Source organism: Blastomonas sp. SL216 (genome assembly GCA_026625625.1).
Classification (GTDB): domain Bacteria; phylum Pseudomonadota; class Alphaproteobacteria; order Sphingomonadales; family Sphingomonadaceae; genus Blastomonas.
This window is the reverse complement of record CP113055.1, coordinates 374,816-395,642: the sequence shown is the minus strand read 5'-3', so window position 1 is coordinate 395,642 and position 20,827 is coordinate 374,816. Positions and strand designations below refer to the sequence as shown.

Sequence of the window (20,827 nt, the reverse complement as noted above, 5' to 3'; positions counted from 1 at the left end):
TCACTCACTCCTGGCCAAATGGCCGCGTTCAAAACACGATCAGGCTGCACGCCCCTGGGGCCACATGCCTGCAGAATCATCCTCGACCCAGCCGACCAGCAGCGCAAGCACACGATGCAGCGCCTTTTGCTGTTCGGCCTGCAGCTTTTCCAGCGCCGCGATCCGCTGTTCCAGCGGTTCGACATCGACGGTCGGAGCAGGACGGGCCTCCAGCGCATCGACGCGGTCGAGCGCCGCCTGCAGTTCCTGCACCAGCAGCGCGCGCGCATCCTGTTGCTCGGTAGCAAAGGCGCGCACTTCGCGCACGAAATGGTTGAAGTCGGTGCGGCTGACTTCCGGGATCGCTGCAGCTGCAAGCGGCGCAGCAGGCGCAGGCGCGGGCGCGACAGGGGCGGCATTCTCGGCATGGCGGGCGGCGCTCGCCAGCATGGCCTCGTTCTGCCAATCCTCGTCGCTCATCGAATCCATCGCCAGATCGGCCAGCACGGCATCGATCAGCGCGGCATCGACGGTATCGCGATTGTCCACCGCCGCCATCAGCAGCACGCGGTTGATCAGCATGTTGACCTTGCGCGGAATCCCGCCGGTCTCTGAGAACATCCGCGCCCAGACATCCTCGGCAAAGGCCGGGCGACCGGTCCAGCCGACCAGCGTCATCCGATGCTCGACATAAGGCTGAAGCTCGTGCTGCTCCATAGCGCCCAGATGGTGCGTCGCGATGATCCGCTGGCGCAGCTGTTCCAGACCGGGCGAACCCTGCACCATGGCGCGGAATTCGGGCTGGCCGAGCAGGAAGATCTGCAGCAGCGGGTGGCTGCCCAGCTGGAAGTTCGACAGCATGCGCAGCTCTTCGAGCGCGGCCATCGGCAGGTTCTGCGATTCATCGACCACCAGCAGGCAGCGGCGACCGGCGCGCGCCTCGGTGTGGAGGAAATGCTCGATCGCGGCCAGCGTTCCGGTCTTGTCGAGACCCGCAGTGGCCACGCCGAAGCTGCTCGCCACCATGTGCAGCAGGTCATCGCCCTTGAGCTGCGTGGTGACGATCTGTGCGGCGGTCAGCCGGGCCTTGTCCACCGTCTGCATAAGATGCGCGACCAGCGTCGACTTGCCCGCGCCGATCTCGCCGGTGATGATAATGAAGCCCTCGCCCTGCGCCAGGCCATAGCCCAGATAGGACATCGCCTTGCGGTGCGTCGCGCTCTCGAAGTAGAAGCGCGGGTCCGGGGTCAGCTGAAATGGTCGTCCGCTGAGGCCATAATGGGTTTCAAACATGGGCTTTCCCCCTGATATTCCGATGAGTTTTACTGGAACGAATAGCGCAGCGCCAGTAGCGCCGAGGCCACCAGACTGCTTTCGAAGCCCTTGGGATCGAAATAGTCGAGCCCCACGGCCAGCGTACCATTGAACCGGTTGGTAAAGTTGCGGCCATAAGCCAGGTTTGTGCCCAGGCCCAGCACGTCGCTGCCACCGCCGTTCAGCACCTGTCCGGGGCCGTTCTCCAGATAATTGGCATAGATGGTGCCGGTGATGCTGGAACGGGCGTCAAGCTGCTTGGCGCCGACATAGCTGGCGAACCAGATCTCGTCGATCGTCTGGTCAAAGCCAGCCAGCGCGCCGGTATCGGCGGCAAAGAACTTGCGGCGGCTATAGCCCGCGCCGATGCCATGCTGCCAGCTGCCGCTGGTCAGGCTGATCTGGCCGGTGACGCCGCGGGTGCGGAAGGCCGAAGACGCGACCGACTGCAGCGCATCGTTGAGGCAGTTGCCGCCCCCGCCCCCGCCCGTGCCGAAGAAGCACGAGTTGAGGTCGCCGCTCAACGGGTTGCGCGTCGCATCGAACTGCGTCGGCAGGCCCGAGAGATTGTCGTTCAGCCGCGAGCCGAAGCCTGCGACCAGATCGTACACCGTCAGGTTTGCCGCCACGCGCTGGTTCGGCGTGTAGCTGAAGGTGCCGTAATAGGTCATGCTGTCATAACGCTTGCCGACCCGCGCCTCGAGCGAGGTGCGGCGGCTGGGACGCCAGAGCACGCCGACATCCCAGATCAGGCCATCCTGATCATAGGACAGCAGCCGCGGCGAAGCCTTGTTGGTCACCAGACGGCCATCATTGCCCACCACCGGCGCACCGGTCGCATCGCGCACCGCATCGCGTTCGGAAATCTCGATATCTTCATAGCCGATACCGCCGACCAGCGCGAGCGTGGCGCTGACCGGAACAGTCACGTCGGCGCGGACGATCTTGTCGTCGAACCGCTGGTCGAGCTGGCTGGCATCCTCGCGATACCAGCCGCCGCTGACCGACCAGCCGATCGGCAGGAAACCGCCGGGCTGCTGACCGATGGCAAGGCTGGCAGCGTGGTTGACGCTGTCGTCGAACAGGTCGAGCGGGCGCGCGCCCGCCGGCAGCGCTGCCGCGTCCGCTTCCACCTTGGTATAGCCGATGCGGTAGAGCGCGTTCACATCGACCGTGCCGATCTGGGTGGCGAGCGTCGGGCCTGCATAGACCGAATAGATCTGGGTGACATTATCCGACCCGCCGATCAGGTTGCTGGGCGCGGCGCCACGGTTATCGACGCGCGAGCGGACACCCAGGGCACCAGCCTCGATCGACAGCGTGTTGGGAATGATCTGCAGATTGCCCCGCGCAACGCCGCTGATCGCATCTTCATCGCCGAAATCGTCGTTCCACGAGAAGCGACGCTCGTACCGAAGGCTGATCTGCGCCTCGGCGCGCGACGTCGCCACCGCCGCATCGACACCGACTGCGGCCAGGCTGTAAGTCAGAAGATCGCCGCCATTCTTGAGGTCGGCGCTCAGCACCTGGCCGACTTCCAGATAGGGGATCACCACCGAGCGGCGGCCATTGGCGAGACCGCCGCTCCGGCCGCCCTGCCCCTGGCTCTGACCCTGGCCGACGCCAGGGTCGGTGCCGCCCTGCTGTGCCTGCGCGGCCTGCGGCATTGCCGCAAGAGCCACGGCCAGCACTGCCAGCGGCGCGCCACGTTTGAAGCCGATGAAATCCGACCATTTCGTCATGGTCATTCTCCATATCCGTAATAGGATCCGAAGCTTCGGCCCGAGGGGGAGAATTTCACCCCGTTGAGCAGCAGCTGAATCTGGTTGCATCCCGAAATCAGGCTGAGCGCGTCGCGCAGAGCGCGCTCGCTGGTCACATCGGCGCGCACCACCATCAGCGCATGGCCGACATGCTGGGCGAGCGTCGCTGCGGGCGATGCGGCGAGCAGCGGCGGCGAATCGAAGATCACGATCCGACCCGGCCGTCCAGCGGTCAGGCTGGCGAGCACCTCCTGGGTCCGCGCCGAGGCGAGATATTCGCTGTCCGTGTTGGTCTGACGACCGGCTGGCAGCACCGAAAGGCCCGGAATGTCGGTGGGGATGATGCAATCTTCCACCGCCACCGAAGGATCGGCCAGGGCATCCATCAACCCGCGCTGCCCGGCAATGCCGAGCGAGGACAGGATGCTGGGCTTGGCGAAATCGGCATCGACCAGCAGGACGTCATGGTCCTTTTCGGTCGCGATCGAAATCGCGAGGTTGATCGCGCTATAGGTCTTGCCGTCGCCCGGATTGGCCGAGCAGATCAGGATGCGCTGGGCTGCGACACCCAGCCCGGCATTGGCCTCTGCCTGCACACTGGCGAGCAGGCGGCGTTTGACGATGCGAAACTCTTCCGAGATGCTGGTCACCGGGCCGTCGGGCACGATGAATGCGGATTCGCGCAACACATCGCGGTCGACCTTGGCCTCCGGCAGGCTGGGCGCGCGCGGGCGTACCGGCGGGGCGACGGCGGCTGCCACAGCCACGGGTTCGGCAGGCAGCACGGGCTGCGGTGCCGGCACCGGGGCGGCAGGTGCTGCAGCGACGGGCGTTGCCGCGACCGTCGGAGCTGCCGGTGCCGCGGGAGGCGTGGGCGCCGTCGGAGCTGCCTGGGGCGCAACCTCGGGCTCTGCAGGCAATGCAGGGGTTTGCGGGCTCAGCGCCTTGCGGAAATCGTACATCTGGGCCGCGCGCTCGATCAGCGAGGGCGTGCCTTCGGATTTGTCCGGCGATTTGATGGGATCGTGCATGGTCATGTCTCTTTCGCCCCTCAAACCACCGAGCCGCGCTGAATGAACTCGATGATCAGCAGTACCAGGAAGACCCCCACCAGCGCCCCGCCCGAGCCGATATACATGCGCAGCTTGCGCTTGCGCTCGTCGCGCTGGACCTGGGTCAGCATCTGCGAGATCGATCCGATCACCGGCAGGCCGCTGGCCGCTTCAAGCTTGGCAGAGGTGGGATAGCTGGCGCTGAGCTGGCCGAGCGCGAACGCGCCGCCGATGCCGCCGGCAATGCCTGCAAACAGCACCGCCGCCAGCAGCAGGGGCCGCTTGGGCGCGATCGGCGTGCGCGGGCTCGACGGCGGGGTGATCAGGTCAAAGCGGACTGCATCGGTCTGCGTTTCTACCTGGCCGCGCAGACGCACCTGTTCGCGATCGGCGAGCAGCTTGTCATATTGCGCCTTGAGCACTTCATAGTCGCGCGCGATCCGCGCCTGTTCAGCGGCGACACCCGGCTCCTGAATCTGCTTGGCGACCATCGCGTTCATCTCGCCCTGCAGCGCGGCCTTGCGCGATTGCAGTGCGGAAACCGCCGCCTGGCGTTCCGCCTTCATACTGACCAGCGAGCTATAGGCCGGGTTGGACACGCCATATGCCGTGCTGGCGCCAGCGCCTGCCGCCTTGAGCGCGGCGATCTGGTTCTTCAACGCCTGGACATCGGGATGCTGGTCGGTCAGGCCGCGCGCCTTGAGCGAGGCCATCTCACCTTGGGCCTGTGCGACCGGGTTGATGCCGCCACCGCCGCCGCCAGCAATGGTCTGCGGCGTGCCGGCAATCTGGCCGTTGATCGCAGCAAGCGCGCTCTGCGCGGCGATGAGTTGCGAATCGATCTGGTTGATCTCGACCCGGCCCTGTTCCAGCCGCTGGCTGACCGAACCGATGCCGGGCAGCATGCCCAGATTCTCGGTCTCGAACTTCACCCGCTTCTGTTCGGCAATTTCCAGCTCCTTCTGCCGCTTGGCGAGCTGTTCATCAAGGAAGCGCAGCGTATCGCTGGTCTCGCCCCGGCCACCGGCCAGGTTCTCCTCGACGAAGATGTCGATCAGCTTCTGCACCACGTCGCGCGCCAGATTGGCGGCTTCACCGTCGGAGCGGCCGCCGGCAGACATGGTCGCGGCGATTTCAAACAGATTGTCCTGCTCGGACTTGATCTTGATCGCGGTGCGCAGGCCGTTCACGGCCCCCTCGATTTCGCGCGGGGTAACCAGGCCCTTGCCCAGATCGGTCCCGCGCACGACCTTTTCCAGATTGGCGGCAGAGGTCAGCGTCTGTTCGACGGTATCGATCTGCTTCTGCCGCTCGACCGGGCTGATGCCGGTATTCTCGGGCAGGATCGCCTTGGTCTGGACGAACAGCTTGGCCTGCGATTCATAGGTGTTGGGGATCAGCGCGACGGCGAGCCAGCCCGCCAGGGAGATCGCCCAGGCAATGGCCATGGCAAGCCAGCGGCGTTGCCACACGCTGTGTACCGCGATCCGGAATTCTTCGTACAGGCCATTCATCGGTCAGGCTTTTCTTTCGCTGTTGCGGTGCGGTGCGGTCCGGCTCGCGCCGGGCTTAGAACATGCTTTCCGGGATGATGATCACATCACCGGGCTGCAGCAGCACGTTGGCGCGGCTGTCGCCCTTCTTGATGAGGTCACCCAGCTTGATCGGATATTCCTGCTGGCGGCCCGAGACCTTGTCGAAACGCACCAGTTTTGCCCGATTGCCCGCAGCAAATTCGGACAGGCCGCCGACGGCGATCATCGCGTCGAGCAAGGTCATGTTAGCACGATACGGGATCGATGCGGGCTTTTCCGTCGCGCCGACGATGCGCACCTGCTGCGAGAAGGTGCCGGCAAAGCTGTTGACGATGACCGAGACGATCGGCTCCTGAATGTACTGCGACAGCTGCAGCTTGATGTCCTCGGCCAGCATGGTCGGCGTCTTGCCGACGGCGGGCATGTCGGTGATCAGCGGCGTGGTGATGCGGCCATCGGGGCGCACCTGCACCTTCGCGCCGAGCTCGGGGTTGCGCCAGACGAACACGGTCAGCTCGTCAAGCGGGCCGATGATATATTCCTCGCCAGGCCCGTCGGAGAGCGAGACGAACGATGCCGGAGGAAGCTGCGGACCGCTGGCGGTCGAGGCACAAGCCGCGAGCAGAGCGGTGGTCGCCAGGGCCGCGATGGCCATTTTCAACAGACGGAACACTTCCATTTCAACACCTTTTTCGTCGCCCCGCGAATCCCCGAGGCACAGCGGTTTGCTGGGCCAGGTTCACGCAGATTGGCAGCAGCTATGACGAAAAAGGGTGAACATAGCGTTAGTGTTTGATGGTGAAGGCGTTTTTACATTGAGCGTGTGGCTGGCCGCGCACCAGCAGGTGCCCACCCGATCATTCGGCCCAGCGAAGCACAGGCACATCGCTCAGCCTGCCACCCCAGAAAGGTCCATTGCAAAGGGTGAAAAGAATAACCTGGCTCTATTAACGGCTCATCTGCCGACCGGTGCGCCGGGTGCGAGCCAGAGGAGCGCGCCCCTCACCACCTCCGCTCAGCCTGAGCGGAGGTGGTGGCCGGTTTGACGCAGTTCAGAAAAAGAGCTGCCTTTCAACAAACGCCACCATTGCAGATGTCGGACTGATTTCCTACGCTGCATGGGTGGCAAGTCTGATACCCAACCTACGCTATCGCGATCCCAAGGCGGCAATAGCCTGGCTTGCCGAAGCGTTCGGTTTTACCGTTCAGGAAGTTGTCGAGGCTGACCAACAGGTTGTGTTTGCAGAAATGCGCTTCCGCGATGGGCTTTTCTACCTCAGCCTTGATCGGCTCGATGATAAATATGGAATGCATTCTCCGATCGCACTCAACGGGACCAATCAGTGCGTCTGCGTGGTTTTGCCTGGGGAGGTCGATAGCCATTGCGAGCGGGCACGGTCAGCGGGGGCAAGGATAGTCACCGAGCCCTATGACACGCATTTTGGCTCTCGCGACTTTGTTTGCCTGGATCTTGAGGGGCACGTGTGGACCTTTGGGACATACGCGGGTTCGACTTGACGACCGCTTCCTACTTAGTCCCGGCCATCTGCGCTTTTGGGGCCCGTCACCCGAAACCTGACGCACCATATCCCCGCGCGTCCAACCCCTCACCCCCGCAGCCGCGCCAGAAACCGCGCCCAGCCTCGCGACCATTTGTTGAACACCTTGCCCTCATCGGACGCGAATGCCGCCGCCTTGATATGCTCTGAGCGGTTGGGATAGGGCACGATCAGGCTGGCGACGCCGAAGGTCGAGGACTTGCCCGCGATCATCATCGCGATCGGCAGGATCAGGTCGCCCGCGCCGCGTCCGACCACGGTGCCGCCGATGACCTTGCTGCCCTTCTTGACCAGCTTGACGAAGCCGGTGACCTCGCGCTCGGTCACCGCGCGGTCGTTGTGGTCGAAGTCCTCGCGCCAGACGGTGATCGCATCGCCGTGCACCTTGCGCGCATCGTCCTCGGTCAGGCCGACCTGCGCGAGTTCGGGATCGGTATAGGTGACCCAGGGAAGCGCGGCATAATTGGCCTTGGTCGGCACGCCCAGGCTGATCTCGAGCGCGACATTGCCGCCCTCATAGCCGCTGGCATGGGTGAAGCGCGGGCCGTCGCGGCAGTCACCGATCGCATAGATGTGTTTTGCGCTGGTCCGCCGCCGGGCATCGACAAGGATGCCCTTCCTGTCATGCGCTACGCCCGCGACCTCGAGCCCCAACCCATCGAAATTCACCTCGCGCCCGGTAGCGATCAGCAGGTGCGTGCCCTCAAGCGTGCGCCCGTCCTTGAGCGTGAGCACCAGGCCGTCGGCGGTCTTTTCGACCGCATCGCCCTCGGCATCGTGGATGATCTCGACGCCTTCGCTTTCGAGCCGGTCAATGACGATCTTCGCGGCATCGCCATCGTCCTTCGGGAAAGGCCGCCCGAGCGTCGCCACCACGACCTCGGATCCCAACCGGCGGAAGCTCTGCGCCAGTTCCATGCCGATCGGCCCGCCGCCCAGCACGATCAGCCGCTGCGGCAGCTCGGTCAGGTCCCAGACATTGTGGTTGGTCAGATAAGGCACCGCATCGAGCCCCTTGATCGGCGGGACAAAGGCGCGGCTGCCCACCGCGATGACGATGCGTGGCGCGGTGTACGTCTTCCCATCGACCACCACGCTCTTCGGACCGGTGAAGGTCGCATCGCCGCGCACCACCTCGACGCCCATCCCTTCGAAGCGCTCGACGCTGTCGTGCGGCTCGATGGTCTTGATGGCTTCGTGCACCGCATCGTGCACCGCGCGGAAATCGACGACAGGTTCGACAGAGGCCATGCCGAACTCGCTCGCGGTGCGCAGGTCATGCGCACGGTGCGCGGCAGAGATCAGCGCCTTGCTGGGCACGCAACCGGTGTTGAGGCAGTCGCCCCCCATCGGTCCGCGCTCGATCAGCAGCGGCTTCAGCCCGAACATCGCGCATCCGCCCGAACAGACGAGCCCAGCCGATCCCGCCCCGATCACGATCACGTCATGCGTATATGCCATGGACTGTCCTTCGCCTTCAAATTGCCGCTGGTTACCGGACGGCCTCAAGGCTAGTGTTTGTGCGTGACGGCCAAGGGAATCCAGCATGAATCTTGAAAATTCGCGCGAATATTATGGCAAAGTCCTGTCGGAATCGGCGGACCTGCGGACCGATGCGTGCACCACGGCGGAACGGCCGCCGCTCGCGGTGATCAAGGCGCTAGCCAATGTCCATCCCGACGTGAAGGCGCGCTATTATGGCTGCGGCCTGATCGCCCCCTCGGCGATCGAAGGCGCGCGCATCCTCGATCTCGGCTCGGGTTCGGGCCAGGACGCCTATATCCTGGCGCAACTGGTCGGCGAGCATGGCGAGGTCGTCGGCGTAGATGCTACGCCCGAGCAGCTTGCCGTCGCCAATGCCCATATCGAATGGCACCGCGAGACGTTCGGCTATGCCAAATCGAATGTGCGCTTTGTCGAGGGCGATATCGAGAAACTCGACGCGCTCGATCTCGAGCCCGGCAGCTTCGACATCATCGTATCGAACTGCGTCATCAATCTGGTGGCGGACAAGGCCAAGGTCTTCGCCGATGCGCACCGGCTGCTCAAGCCCGGCGGCGAGATGTATTTTTCCGACGTCTATTCGAGCCGGCGGGTGCCGCAGCATCTGCTGACCGATCCGGTACTGCATGGCGAATGCCTCTCGGGCGCGCTCTATTGGGGCGATTTCCTCAAGCTTTCCAAGGCCGCCGGCTTTACCGATCCGCGCCTCGTCAAGGACCGCCCGCTGGGCATCGGCGACCCGCGCATCGCCGAGATGCTCGATGGCATCGATTTCTTCTCGGCCACCTACCGCTTGTTCAAGCTCGATGATCTGGAGCCCGAGTGCGAGGATTATGGCCAGGCGGTGGTCTATCTTGGCACGGTCGAGGGCGAGGAGCGCGTGTTCACGCTCGACAAGCACCACCGGATCGAACGCGGGCGCATCTTCCCGATCTGCGGCAACAGCTGGAAGATGCTGAGCGACACCCGCTTTGCCTCGCACTTCCAGTTCATCGGCGATTTCTCGACCCATTATGGCGTGTTCGCAGGATGCGGCGGAGGCCTGCCCTTCGCACAGGCGGCGGGCGAGGATGGAGCGGTGGCAGCAGGCTGCTGCTGAACGACCTCTTGGTGTCACCCCTACCAGCACAACATCATGCGCCCCACCCCCGCTCAGCCTGAGCCTGTCGAAGGCCCCGTGCGAGTTGTGCGTATCCATCTTCGTCATTCCCGCGCACGCGGGAAACCCGCTTCTTTTTTCGCGCGACGCACAAGCGGGACCCCCGCCTTCGCGGGGGTGACGAGGAAGGTGGCCGGACCGGATGCGCGGGGCCTTCGACAGGCTCAGGCTGAGCGGAGGGGGTTGATGCTCATCCAAACGGGGCTTCCATGCACATCTTTCTGACCGGAGCGACCGGCCTCGTCGGCGGCGCGCTGGCGGGTGCGTTGCTCGATGCCGGGCACTGCGTCACCGCGCTGGTGCGGGGCGAAGGGCGCGACGTGCTCGACATGGACGGGCGCGACCGGGTCGCTGAACTGGTCGCGCTGCAGGGCGATGTGGCGCTGCCCGGCTTTGGGCTGGCCGAGCCGCTCTCGGGCATCGACCTGCTGGTGCACTGCGCCGCCACCGTCGATTTCGCCGCCAGCGATGCGGTGCATGAGGCGGTCAATGTCGGCGGCACCGCGCATGCCATCGCGCTGGCGCAAGCCTGGAACTGCCCGTTGCTGCACGTCTCCACCGCCTATGTCTGCGGCCGTGCCGATGGCGAGATAGGCGAGACGGCTGCGGACCTGAAGGCCAGCTTCACCAATGGCTATGAGGCGAGCAAGGCGCGTGCCGAGGCGCTGGTCGAGGCGGCACGCAGCGCGGGACTGGTCGCTGCACTGGCGCGACCCGCGATCATTGTCGGGCGGATCCGGGATGGCGCGATCGCGCGGATCGACGGCTTCCACCACCTGTTCCGTCTGTTCGGCTCGCCGATGCTCGGCGATGTCCCCGCTGCACCCGACGCCGCCTTTGCGATCGTGCCGATCTGCCATGTCGTCGCCGGGCTGATGGCGATGGCGGGCGACATGACCGCGTTCGACGGAGCGCGGGTGCATCTGGCAGGAGCAGCCCCATTTGCGATGGCCGAGATGCTGCGCATCGTCGCCGACTATCCCGGCACGGTCCCTGCGCGGATGATCGATCCTGCGGCCTATGGCGCCACGGCGCTCGACCGCCGCACCGCGATGGTCCACCGCCGTATCGGGCCGCAGTTCTTCGACTATTTCCTGCGCAGCCCGCGCTTTGCCGGGGACAGCTTGCAGCGGATGGCAGGTATAGACCCGCCCGCGATCGATGAAGCCGCATTCCGGCGGATGATCGACCATTGCGTGCAGGTCGGGTTCCTCGACTGGCAATAGCCCGCGCGATCGCCCTCTTGCGCTCCCCCTTTTGCTTCAACATGATGCCGCCATCCGATCAACCAAGGGGCCGCATCCATGAAACATCTTCTGCTCGCCACGCTCGCCTTCGCCTTGCCTTCTGCCGCGCTGGCGGGGGAAACCGAGGACGCCGCCACGGCCCAGACGCTGAAAGCCATCGACGCGCGCTATGACGATACCGCCAAGGTCGCGCGGCAGATCTGGGAATGGGCCGAGGTCGGCTACAAGGAGGAACGATCGAGCGCGCTGCTGCAGGAGCGGCTGAAGACCGCAGGCTTCAAGGTGACCCCCGGCGTCGCAGGCATCCCCACCGCATTCATCGCCGAATATGGCAGCGGCGGCCCGGTGATCGCGATCCTGGCCGAATATGACGCACTGCCCGGCATCAACCAGGATGCGCTGCCGACGCGCGCACCGCTCGCCGGCAAGGGCGCGGCGCATGCCTGCGGGCACAATCTGTTCGCCGCCGGATCGCTGGGCGCTGCGCTGGCGGTTCGCGACTGGCTGAAGGCTACGGGCACGCCGGGCCGCGTCCGCCTCTATGGCACGCCTGCGGAAGAAGGCGGCAGCGGCAAGGTCTATCTGGTGCGCGACGGGCTGTTCAAGGATGTCGATTTCACCATCCACTGGCATGCCGATGACGAGAATTCCGCCGCGGCACGCACGACACTCGCCAATAGGTCGGCCAAGTTCCGCTTCTCGGGCGTTTCCGCGCATGCCGCAGGCGCGCCCGAGCGTGCCCGCTCGGCGCTCGACGGCGTGGAAGCGATGAACATGATGGCCAACATGATGCGCGAGCACGTGCCGCAGCAGACCCGAATCCATTACGTGATCACCGAAGGCGGCAGCGCGCCCAATGTCGTGCCCGATTTCGCCGAGGTCTTTTATTACGTCCGCCACCCCGATGCCGATCAGGTCCGCAGCATCTGGACCCGGCTGGAGGCTGCAGCGCAAGGCGCAGCGCAGGGCACCGGAACCACGGTGGAATGGGAGATCATCCACGGCAACAACCCGCTGCTGGTCAACGAGCCGCTCGCCAAGATGATGGACATGAAGCTCCGCCAGGTCGGCGGAATCACCTATACGGCGGAGGAAACCAGGTTCGCCGAGGGCATCCGCACCAGCTTCGACAAGCCCGATCTGCCGCTGGGCAGCCAGAGCGAGGTGCAGCCTTATGATGTCACGCTGGGCTATGGCTCGACCGATGTCGGCGATGTGTCTTATGCGACGCCGACCGTCGGCCTGCGTGCGGCCACCTGGGTTCCGGGAACGTCATCGCACAGCTGGCAATCGGCAGCGGCGAGCGGCATGACCATCGGCTTCAAGGGAGCCCAGGTCGCAGCGAAAGCGATGACGCTGGCCGCGATCGAGCTCTACACCAACCCGGCATTGCGTGATGAAGCGACGGCGGCGTTCAAGACAGCGCTGGGTCCGGACTACAAGTATCAATCACTGCTGGGCGACCGCAAACCGCCGCTGGATTATCGGGATTGAGGCTCAGCGGTTCATTCACCGGAGAGCGTCGGTTTGCGCCTGCCGGGGACATCAGCGCCCTAGCGTGCACTGCCACGAATAATGCAGCCTAGCCTAGGATCACGACGTTGCCAGCTTTGACGTTCTCACGGGCAAAGGCAGTGTATCTTTAAGCGGTCCCGTTACCGGCACCAGACTAACCACCCCCGCTCATCCTGAGCAGCGGGCTAAGAGCCCGCGAAGTCGAAGGACCCGCGCCCACGCTGGCCGAATAGCGGGGCCTTCGACAGGCTCAGGCTGAGCGGATGTGGGTGGCGGTTTTTCAGCCTCGCAGAACAAATCTTGCCGTTCAGGAAACGACCCCATTGCCGACATTCGGCCCTCCGCTAACTTGAGCGAATGGAACACGCTCTACTCGCGTCATTTCTTGACGGCACGACTTCGGCTACGACCTTAGCTCAAGCCATCGAGCAGGAGGTTGATGCTTGCGAAGCTGGAGTTCGGTCGCCCACGAATATCGGCTATATAATCGTCACAGACGGTCCGCAGTTTACAGTCACCCGGACGCACATGGCTCGGCTTCTCCAGTCATTGCTCGATGGAACCATCCCGTGGATGTCTGTAAATTACATCGGCGATTGCCTAATGATGAGCGACGATTTTCAACCTGAAACCAAGGAAGTCGCAGAGGCAATCGGGTGGGTGGCTGATGACAGTCGACCACCTACAAACGACGAAACCCGCGCTCTGCTTGAGACATTGCGTTGAAGGCAGAAAACCACCCAGAAATGGTCATTCGTGTCGGATAAAATCAACGCCAGAAGCGGACATTGCAAAAACGTCAGAAGACGCAAACTTCTAACGAATTGGCACCTGCAACGTGTTTGTGAACGTACAGGATTGCAGCGACACCAGCGTTAGAGAGTGCTTGCCCTTCTCGTTTTCCGGCGAACGCCGGAATCCAGAGCGGCTGCAATACAATATCGCCCCTGGGCTCCGGCTTTCGCCGGAGAACAGGAAACCCCTCAGCTGAAATTCGCAGCCCGCTTCTGCATGAACGCGAAGACCGCTTCCATCTGGTTGGGCGTGCGGATGATGTCCTCTTGCAGCACGCTCTCTTCCATCAGGATCGCATCGGTATCGAGATCGGGCGTGCGGTTGAACAGGTCCTTGGCGGCGCGGACGGCGTCCGGGTTCTTGGTGGCGATCTCGGTGGCGATGGCCATTGCGCGGGCATGGGGATCAGCATCGAGATGCGTGGCAAAACCGATGCGCCCCGCCTCTTCGCCGGAGAATTCGCGGTTGGTATAGGTCAGCTCGCGCAGCACATCGTCGCGCACCGTGCCGCGCCACAGCGCATAGCCGCCCATATCGGGGATCAGGCCCCAGCGCATTTCCATGATCGACAGCCGCGCATCGGGCGCGATGATGCGCATGCACGCGCCCGACATGATCTGCAGCCCGCCGCCAAAGCACACGCCGTGCACCGCCGCGATCACCGGCATCGGCAGCTTGCGCCAGCCGAACGCGACCTGCTGGAACTTGTTGGCATTGCCATAGGTCCGGTCGGTGAGCTTGGACGGCGCAGAGCCTTCGCCACCTCCGGCAGGTGCGGTGAAGCTCGCCATATCAAGGCCCGCGCAGAACGAACGCCCCTCGCCCGACAGCACCACGGCGCGCACGCCGGGCTCGTTTTCCAGCCGGTCGATCGCGGCGATGATGCCGTCGAACATCGCCGGATCGAGCGCATTCATCTTGTCCGCACGGTTCAGCCGCACATCGGCGACATGGTTTTCAATGGTAATGCTGACCCGGTCGTTCATGAAACTGCCTCTCCGTTGACCTTGAGTGCCTGCTCCACCAGGGGGAGCTGGTCGTTGCCGAAATACATATCCGTGCCATGCACGAAAATCGAGGGCGATCCATAGCCGCCGCGCGCCACGAGCCGTTCGGTATTGGCGCGCAGGCGGTCCTTGACCGGCTGGCTGACGGACGCTTCGACCAGCGCTGCGCCATCCATGCCGATGGCATCGGCGACCGCAGCCACTTCGGCGGGATCATCCAGGTTGCGCTGCTCGACGAAATAGGCGTGAAACGCTGCCTCGGCAAAGCGCTCGAGCGCCGGCTGATCGTCCTCCAGCGCGCAACACGCCCGCATCGGGGCGATGCTCTTGAGCGGATGCCAGGGCGCCGGGAATTTCAGCTCCACCCCGGCGAGCTGCGCCCAGCCACGCATCACCTTGCCCATGTGCCGGTATTTGGGGCTGTCCATATTTTCGCGCGCGGCATAGACCGAGGGATTGACCGCATTGAACACCCCGCCGACCAGGATCGGCGTCCACTGGATCGTCACCCCATGGCGCGCCGCCAGCGGGCGGATATTGTGAAAGGCCAGGTACGTCCACGGGCTGGACAGGTCGAAGCAGAATTCGACGGCGTGGGTCATGCGGTCTTGATTCCGAACAGCGTTTCGCGGGTCTTGGCATCGGCTTGCGGGTTGCGGTTGATCGCGTCCTTCATCACCGCCAGCCCCGCCTGCAGCGCCGGACGCGCGCGGCACAGCGCGTACCAGCGGGCAATGTTCGGATAATCATCGAGCGTGATCTCCTGCCGTTTGTGCGTCATGATCCACGGGAAGATCGCCATGTCAGCGATGGTGTAATCCGCGCCCGCGACATAGTCGGCCTCGCCCAGCCGCCGATCGAGCACGCCATAAAGCCGCGCCGTCTCGCGCTCGTAGCGATCGATGGCATAAGGCAGTTTTTCCGGCGCATAGAGCTTGAAATGGCCGTTCTGTCCGAGCATCGGCCCCAGCCCGCCCATCTGCCACATCAACCACTGCATCACAGAAACGTGCCCGCGCAGATCGGCTGGCATGAACTGACCGGACTTTTCCGCCAGATACAGCAGGATCGCGCCGGTCTCGAACACGCTGACCGGCTCGCCACCGCCGGGCGGATCATGGTCAACGATCGCCGGGATGCGGTTATTGGGGCTGATCTTGAGGAAATCGGGCGCGAACTGCTCGCCTGCGCCGATGTTCACCGGCCGCACCTGATAGGGCAGCCCGCATTCCTCGAGCATGATGGAAATCTTCCACCCATTGGGCGTGGGGGCATAATAGAGATCGATCACGGCTGAGCCTCTCCCGCGCAGATTCGCATTGCGTCTTGCAACCGACCATAATCGCTGAGGGCGGTCTGTCACCCCTCAGTTGCGGAAAGGCTGACCAATCGGTAGCCGCAGTGCCGCCCAGTCTCGATCCACACCCGGCCGCGCAGGCCCATCAGGCTGCGGCGCAGCTTGCAGATATGCACCTCGACACTGTTGGTGCCGGGGTCGAATTCCGTCCGCCAGACCGCGCGGAGCAGGTCATCGCGGCTGACCGATGATCCGGCTTGCCGCGCCAGCACCAGCAGCAGATCGAACTCGCGCGGCATCAACGGCAGCAGAAGGTCGTGCCAGCGCACCTGACGAAGCCCGGTATCGAAGGTCAGGCCCGCCAGCCGGACCTGGCCCTGCATCGTTTCGTGCAGCCGGTCGGCAGCCTTCATCCTGGCCGCCAGTTCGGATGCGGCGACGCGGGCCGACATCGCGTCCGCCGCCCCGGCATCGATCAGCCGCGCGCGCGTGCCGCCCGTCGCTGCGCCGACAAACAGCAGCGGTGCCGATCGCAGCGCAATCTCATCGATCCATTGCCGGGCCATGGCGCGCGCCCGGGCATCGCACAGCACGGGGCTGTGCCGCGCCTGATCCGGCGCGCGCAGATAGGGCTGCGCATCGATGGCGAAGCGCGACAGCACCAGCGCCAGTCGCTCGAGCGCTGCAGTGTCGCCGCCCGCCAGCAGCCAGCGCGGCGCCGAAGCGCCTTTGCCGCCGCCTGCGCCGCCCAGTGCCGGATCGCATGGAAGTTTCATCAATGTCCCCAGCGGCACCAACTGGTGCCGTGGGAAGCATTAAAGCGTGTTCACGCTGCGGGGTTGAGCGCAGTCCGCTCCGAAACGGAGCGTTGGCAGCGCCAGGATCAGGAGCCTACCGCCTGGCCGGGGGTGTTGACCCCCATGCTGGATAGATAGCGCTTCACGTTGCGCGCGGCCTGGCGAAGGCGCTGCTCGTTTTCCACCATGGCGATGCGGACATAGCCCTCGCCATCCTCGCCATAGCCCACGCCTGGCGCGACCGCGACCTTGGCATGCTGCAGCAATTGCTTGGAGAATTCGAGGCTGCCCATATGTTTCAGCGCTGGCGGCAACGGTGCCCAGGCGAACATCGAGGCGCGCGGCGCAGGGATGTCCCACCCTGCCCGGCCGAATGCGTCGATCATCACATCGCGGCGCTTGTGGTACAATTCGCGGTTTTTCTGGACGATATCCTGCGGGCCGTTCAGCGCTGCGCAGGCGGCGGCCTGGATCGGCGTGAATGCTCCATAATCGAGATAGCTCTTCACCCGGGTCAGCGCGGCGATCAGCTGGCGGTTGCCCACCGCAAAGCCCATGCGCCATCCGGCCATCGAATAGGTCTTGGACATCGAGGTGAACTCGATCGCGACATCCTTCGCGCCCGGCACCTGCAGGATCGAGGGCGTCGGGCAGCCATCGTAATAAAGCTCGCTATAGGCGAGGTCGGACAGGATCCAGACCTTGTTCTCCTTGGCCCATGCGACCAGCCGCTCGTAGAACGCCAGATCGACCACCTCTGCGGTGGGGTTGGACGGATAGCCCACCACCAGCACCGAGGGGCGCGGCACGGTGAACGCCATCGCGCGGTCGAGCGAGCGCCAGTAATTCTCGTCGGGCGTGGTCGGCACCGAGCGGATCGTCGCGCCGGCGATGATGAAGCCGAAGGTGTGGATCGGATAGCTGGGATTGGGCGCGAGCACGACATCGCCCGGCGCGGTGATCGCGGTGGCGAGGCTCGACAGGCCCTCCTTCGATCCCATGGTCACGACGACCTCGGTCTCGGGGTCCAGCTCCACATTGAAGCGGCGGGCATAATAATTGGCCTGGGCGCGGCGCAGGCCGGGAATGCCCTTGGACTGGCTATAGCCATGCGCATCGGGCTTCATCGCGACTTCGCACAGCTTTTCGATCACGTGCGGCGGCGGCGGCAGGTCGGGATTGCCCATGCCCAGGTCGATAATGTCCTCTCCGGCCGCTCGCGCCGCGGCCCGCATCGCATTGACTTCAGCGATCACATAAGGCGGCAGGCGTTTGATGCGGTAGAATTCGTCGGACATATCAAATTCGCTTTTCAGTTCTCCGTGAATGGAGCGCCTTCCTTGACCTATGTATGCGCGCCTGTCGAGCAAAAGCGGGAAGTCTGCGGCGATCATCGGGCAATTATCAGGGACTTATCTTTGCAACTCAGCGCTGCTAGGAAAGCCCAAAGCATTGAAACGAGAGGCCGCCATGTCCGCCGACAACGAGTTCACCCCGCCGGGCCTGCCCACGCTGGAAGAGATGCAGCACTGGACCTGGGTGTTCGGCCGCGCGCAGCAGATGATGCTGGAGCATGCCGCGACCATGGCGCAGCAGATGGCGCAGAAGGACATGCCCGCGCTCACCGATCCGCAGGCGTTCCAGGCCAAGCTGCCCGCCTGGATGGGGTCGATGCCGCAGGCGATGCTCGATGCGCAGGCCGATATGTGGCGCGATGGCATGACCTTGTGGCAGGGCTTTATCGGCGCGATCACCCCCCCTGCCCTGATCGCCGAGCATGAAGGCGGCCCGCCCAGGCTGCCCGGCACCGTGCCCGAGCTGCGCAGCGACCGCCGCTTTGCCGCGCGCCAGTGGCACGACAACCCGGTCTATGCGCTGATCCAGCAGAGCTATCTGATGGTCTCCGAACAGATGCTGCGCATTGCCGACCGCGTCGACGGGCTGGAGCCCAAGCAGAAGGAAAAGCTGCGCTTTGCCCTGAAGGGCCTGCTCGATGCGTCGAGCCCCGCGAACTTTGCGCTGACCAACCCGCTGGTCATGGAGAAGCTGGTCGAGAGCAAGGGCGACAACCTGCTCAAGGGCCTGGAGCACATGCTCTCCGACATGCGCAAGGGCCAGCTGACCCATACCGATCCGGACGCGTTCGAGCTGGGCCGCAACATCGCGGTGACGCCGGGCAAGGTGGTGTACGAAAGCCCGCTGTTCCAGCTGATCCAGTACGCTCCCACGACCGACGAGGTGGTGGAGATCCCGCTGGTCATCTTCCCGCCCTGGATCAACCGCTTCTACATTCTTGATCTCAACCCGCAGAAAAGCTTCGTGCGCTGGGCGACCGAACAGGGCATCACCGTGTTCATGGTCTCGTGGAAGTCCGCCGACGAGAGCATGGCCGAGGTGATCTGGGACGATTATGTCAAGGCGCAGATCGAGGCGATCGATACCGTGCGCGACCTGCTCGACGTGCCGCATGTCCACACCATCGGCTATTGCGTCGCGGGCACCACGCTGGCCGCCACGCTGGCTCTGCTCGCGAAACGCGGCGAGGAAAGCCGCGTCAAGTCGGTCACCTTCTTCACCGCGCAGGTCGATTTCGAAAAGGCGGGCGACCTCACCCTGTTCGTCGATGACGAGCAGCTCGCGCTGATCGAGCAGCTGGGCAGCACCGGCTATCTCGACGGGCGCTATATGGCCGCGACCTTCAACCTGCTGCGCGGGCGCGACCTCATCTGGAACTATGTGATCAACAACTATCTGCTGGGCGAGGATTACCCCCCGTTCGACCTGCTGCACTGGAATGGCGATACCACCAACCTGCCCGCCAAATGGCACCGGTCGTATCTGAAGGACCTGTACCGCGACAACCGGCTGGTCCGCCCCGGATCGATCGTCATCGACGGCACGCCGATCGACCTGCGCCTTATCGAGACCCCGGCCTATATTCAGGCCGGGCGCGAAGACCATATCGCCCCGCTGGAAAGCGTGTGGCGTCTCAACGAGCAGCTCTCCGGCCCCACCCGCTTCGTGCTGGCCGGTTCCGGCCATATCGCCGGCGTGGTCAACCCGCCCTCGATGCAGAAATACCAGTACTGGACCAATGACGAGCCGGTGAACGGCCTGGAGCATTTCATTGCAGGTGCGAAGGAAACGCGCGGCAGCTGGTGGCCCGACTGGATCGAATGGCTGAAGGCGCATGGCCCGAAAACCGTGAAGGCCAAGGGCGCGCGCGTCCCCGGCAAGGGCAAGCTCAAAGCCATCGAGGATGCGCCGGGACGCTACGTCAAGACGCGCTGAACCGCTTGCGAGCCACGGCGGAGCGCGCTATGAAATGCGGGCGACGTTATTGCGCTCCAGGGCCTTTTGTGCAGTGCAACATTTTCCTTGACGTCAAGCCCGCCGATCACTATTGTGCAGTGCAGCATGAAGCAGCACGAGAGTGATACCGCAATGTCCGATCAAAGCAACAAGCCCGCCGCCGGGGACGCAGGCGTGGCCAATGCCGCTGCCGTGAGTGCGAAAGCGGAAGCCGCTCCGGCGGCTCCCAAGGCCGAACCTGCCAAGGCTGCCGATCCCGTGATCGCGCCGAAGGTCGCCAAGGTCGCGGCACCCGCCGTCACCGCAGCGCCCGTGGCGGCGAAGCCTGCCCCCGTGGTCAAGGCGCCGGCTGCAAAGCCCGTCGCCAAGGTCGCGGAACCAAAGATGGCCAAGCCTGCCGCCAAACCGGCAAAGCCCAAGACCACGCCCAAGACGACCATCGTCAAGAAGTCCGCAGTCAAAGCATCACCGGTCGCCGCCAAGGCCGCCGCACCCGCAATCAAGAAGGAATCCAAGATCATGACCACCGCAGAAACCATCACCACCGAAACCAAGAAGGCCGCCGAAGCCATGACCGAGCGCCTGAAGGGCCTGATGGGCGACATGTCGACCCGCGCCAAGACCGCCTATGAAAAGGGCACCGAAATGGCTTCGCAGGCCAGCGAGTTCAACAAGGGCAACGTTGAAGCCCTGGTCGAATCGGGCAAGATCGCTGCCAAGGGCGCGCAGGAAATGGGCCAGGCCTATGCCGAAGACGCCAAGAAGGGCTTTGAAGAGCTGACCGCGGCGCTCAAGGAAATGACCACCGTCAAGTCGCCGACCGAGTTCATCGAGCTGCAGACCAAGCTGGTCAAGAAGAGCTTCGACACCGCCGTCGCCCAGACCTCGAAGAACAGCGAAGCGTTCATCAAGCTGGCCGGCGACGTGTTCCAGCCGATCTCGAACCGCGTCAGCGTCGCGGTCGACAGCTTCAAGAAGGCCGCGTAACCCTTA

Annotated in this window: 17 protein-coding genes; 5 read left to right on the top strand and 12 right to left on the bottom strand. The window is 64.2% G+C overall.

What is annotated here, in order from left to right:
• Positions 1–39: 39 nt before the first annotated feature.
• The 7 genes from OU999_01935 to OU999_01905 form a co-directional block, all read right to left on the bottom strand.
• Entirely contained in the window at positions 40–1,272 is a 1,233-nt protein-coding gene (locus OU999_01935) for an XrtA-associated ATPase (GenBank protein WAC23978.1), read from the bottom strand.
• Positions 1,273–1,301: 29 nt separating this feature from the next.
• The gene (locus OU999_01930; GenBank protein ID WAC23977.1) at positions 1,302–3,035 is read right to left on the bottom strand and encodes a hypothetical protein; all 1,734 of its coding nucleotides are present in this window, start codon (positions 3,033–3,035) and stop codon (positions 1,302–1,304) included.
• A gap of 2 nt (positions 3,036–3,037) precedes the next feature.
• Positions 3,038–4,093: an AAA family ATPase gene (locus OU999_01925; protein WAC23976.1), complete on the bottom strand. Its 1,056-nt coding sequence runs from the start codon at positions 4,091–4,093 to the stop codon at positions 3,038–3,040.
• A 14-nt stretch (positions 4,094–4,107) separates the two neighbouring features.
• Positions 4,108–5,622, bottom strand: a complete 1,515-nt coding sequence (locus tag OU999_01920) for a Wzz/FepE/Etk N-terminal domain-containing protein (protein ID WAC23975.1) — start codon at positions 5,620–5,622, stop codon at positions 4,108–4,110.
• Positions 5,623–5,677: 55 nt separating this feature from the next.
• Positions 5,678–6,298: a polysaccharide export protein gene (locus OU999_01915; protein ID WAC25324.1), complete on the bottom strand. Its 621-nt coding sequence runs from the start codon at positions 6,296–6,298 to the stop codon at positions 5,678–5,680.
• A 488-nt stretch (positions 6,299–6,786) separates the two neighbouring features.
• Positions 6,787–6,957 carry a hypothetical protein gene (locus OU999_01910; GenBank protein ID WAC23974.1) on the bottom strand — a complete coding sequence of 57 codons (171 nt, stop codon included), beginning with the start codon at positions 6,955–6,957 and terminating at the stop codon, positions 6,787–6,789.
• A 293-nt stretch (positions 6,958–7,250) separates the two neighbouring features.
• Positions 7,251–8,663: an FAD-dependent oxidoreductase gene (locus OU999_01905; protein WAC23973.1), complete on the bottom strand. Its 1,413-nt coding sequence runs from the start codon at positions 8,661–8,663 to the stop codon at positions 7,251–7,253.
• A gap of 85 nt (positions 8,664–8,748) precedes the next feature.
• Here OU999_01905 and OU999_01900 point away from each other — a divergent pair, with 85 nt between their 5' ends.
• From OU999_01900 to OU999_01890, 3 genes are all read left to right on the top strand, one after another.
• Complete coding sequence (locus OU999_01900; protein WAC23972.1) at positions 8,749–9,804, top strand: methyltransferase domain-containing protein; 1,056 nt, start codon at positions 8,749–8,751, stop codon at positions 9,802–9,804.
• A gap of 269 nt (positions 9,805–10,073) precedes the next feature.
• Positions 10,074–11,090 carry an SDR family oxidoreductase gene (locus tag OU999_01895; protein WAC23971.1) on the top strand — a complete coding sequence of 339 codons (1,017 nt, stop codon included), beginning with the start codon at positions 10,074–10,076 and terminating at the stop codon, positions 11,088–11,090.
• 78 nt (positions 11,091–11,168) lie between these two features.
• Positions 11,169–12,605: an amidohydrolase gene (locus tag OU999_01890; GenBank protein ID WAC23970.1), complete on the top strand. Its 1,437-nt coding sequence runs from the start codon at positions 11,169–11,171 to the stop codon at positions 12,603–12,605.
• 1,004 nt (positions 12,606–13,609) lie between these two features.
• On the opposite strand, the gene OU999_01885 is transcribed toward OU999_01890, so the two are convergent.
• The 5 genes from OU999_01885 to OU999_01865 all read right to left on the bottom strand — a co-directional run bounded on the left by OU999_01885 (position 13,610) and on the right by OU999_01865 (position 17,820).
• A complete protein-coding gene (locus OU999_01885) occupies positions 13,610–14,407 on the bottom strand; it encodes a crotonase/enoyl-CoA hydratase family protein (protein WAC23969.1) in 798 nt (265 codons plus the stop codon).
• Positions 14,404–15,030, bottom strand: coding sequence for a 2-hydroxychromene-2-carboxylate isomerase (locus tag OU999_01880; GenBank protein WAC23968.1), 627 nt, complete (start codon positions 15,028–15,030; stop codon positions 14,404–14,406). Before OU999_01880 ends, OU999_01885 begins: the two co-directional genes overlap by 4 nt.
• Positions 15,027–15,719: a glutathione S-transferase N-terminal domain-containing protein gene (locus OU999_01875; GenBank protein ID WAC23967.1), complete on the bottom strand. Its 693-nt coding sequence runs from the start codon at positions 15,717–15,719 to the stop codon at positions 15,027–15,029. Before OU999_01875 ends, OU999_01880 begins: the two co-directional genes overlap by 4 nt.
• A 68-nt stretch (positions 15,720–15,787) precedes the next feature.
• Positions 15,788–16,501 (bottom strand): response regulator transcription factor, encoded by a 714-nt coding sequence (locus OU999_01870; GenBank protein WAC23966.1) that lies wholly within the window; start codon positions 16,499–16,501, stop codon positions 15,788–15,790.
• A 107-nt stretch (positions 16,502–16,608) separates the two neighbouring features.
• On the bottom strand, positions 16,609–17,820 hold the full coding sequence (locus OU999_01865; GenBank protein ID WAC23965.1) for an LL-diaminopimelate aminotransferase: 1,212 nt from the start codon (positions 17,818–17,820) through the stop codon (positions 16,609–16,611).
• Between the two features lie 172 nt (positions 17,821–17,992).
• Between OU999_01865 and phaC the strand changes: the two genes are divergently transcribed.
• A complete protein-coding gene (gene phaC, locus OU999_01860) occupies positions 17,993–19,813 on the top strand; it encodes a class I poly(R)-hydroxyalkanoic acid synthase (GenBank protein ID WAC23964.1) in 1,821 nt (606 codons plus the stop codon).
• Between the two features lie 153 nt (positions 19,814–19,966).
• On the top strand, positions 19,967–20,821 hold the full coding sequence (locus OU999_01855) for a phasin family protein (protein ID WAC23963.1): 855 nt from the start codon (positions 19,967–19,969) through the stop codon (positions 20,819–20,821).
• Positions 20,822–20,827 lie beyond the last annotated feature (6 nt).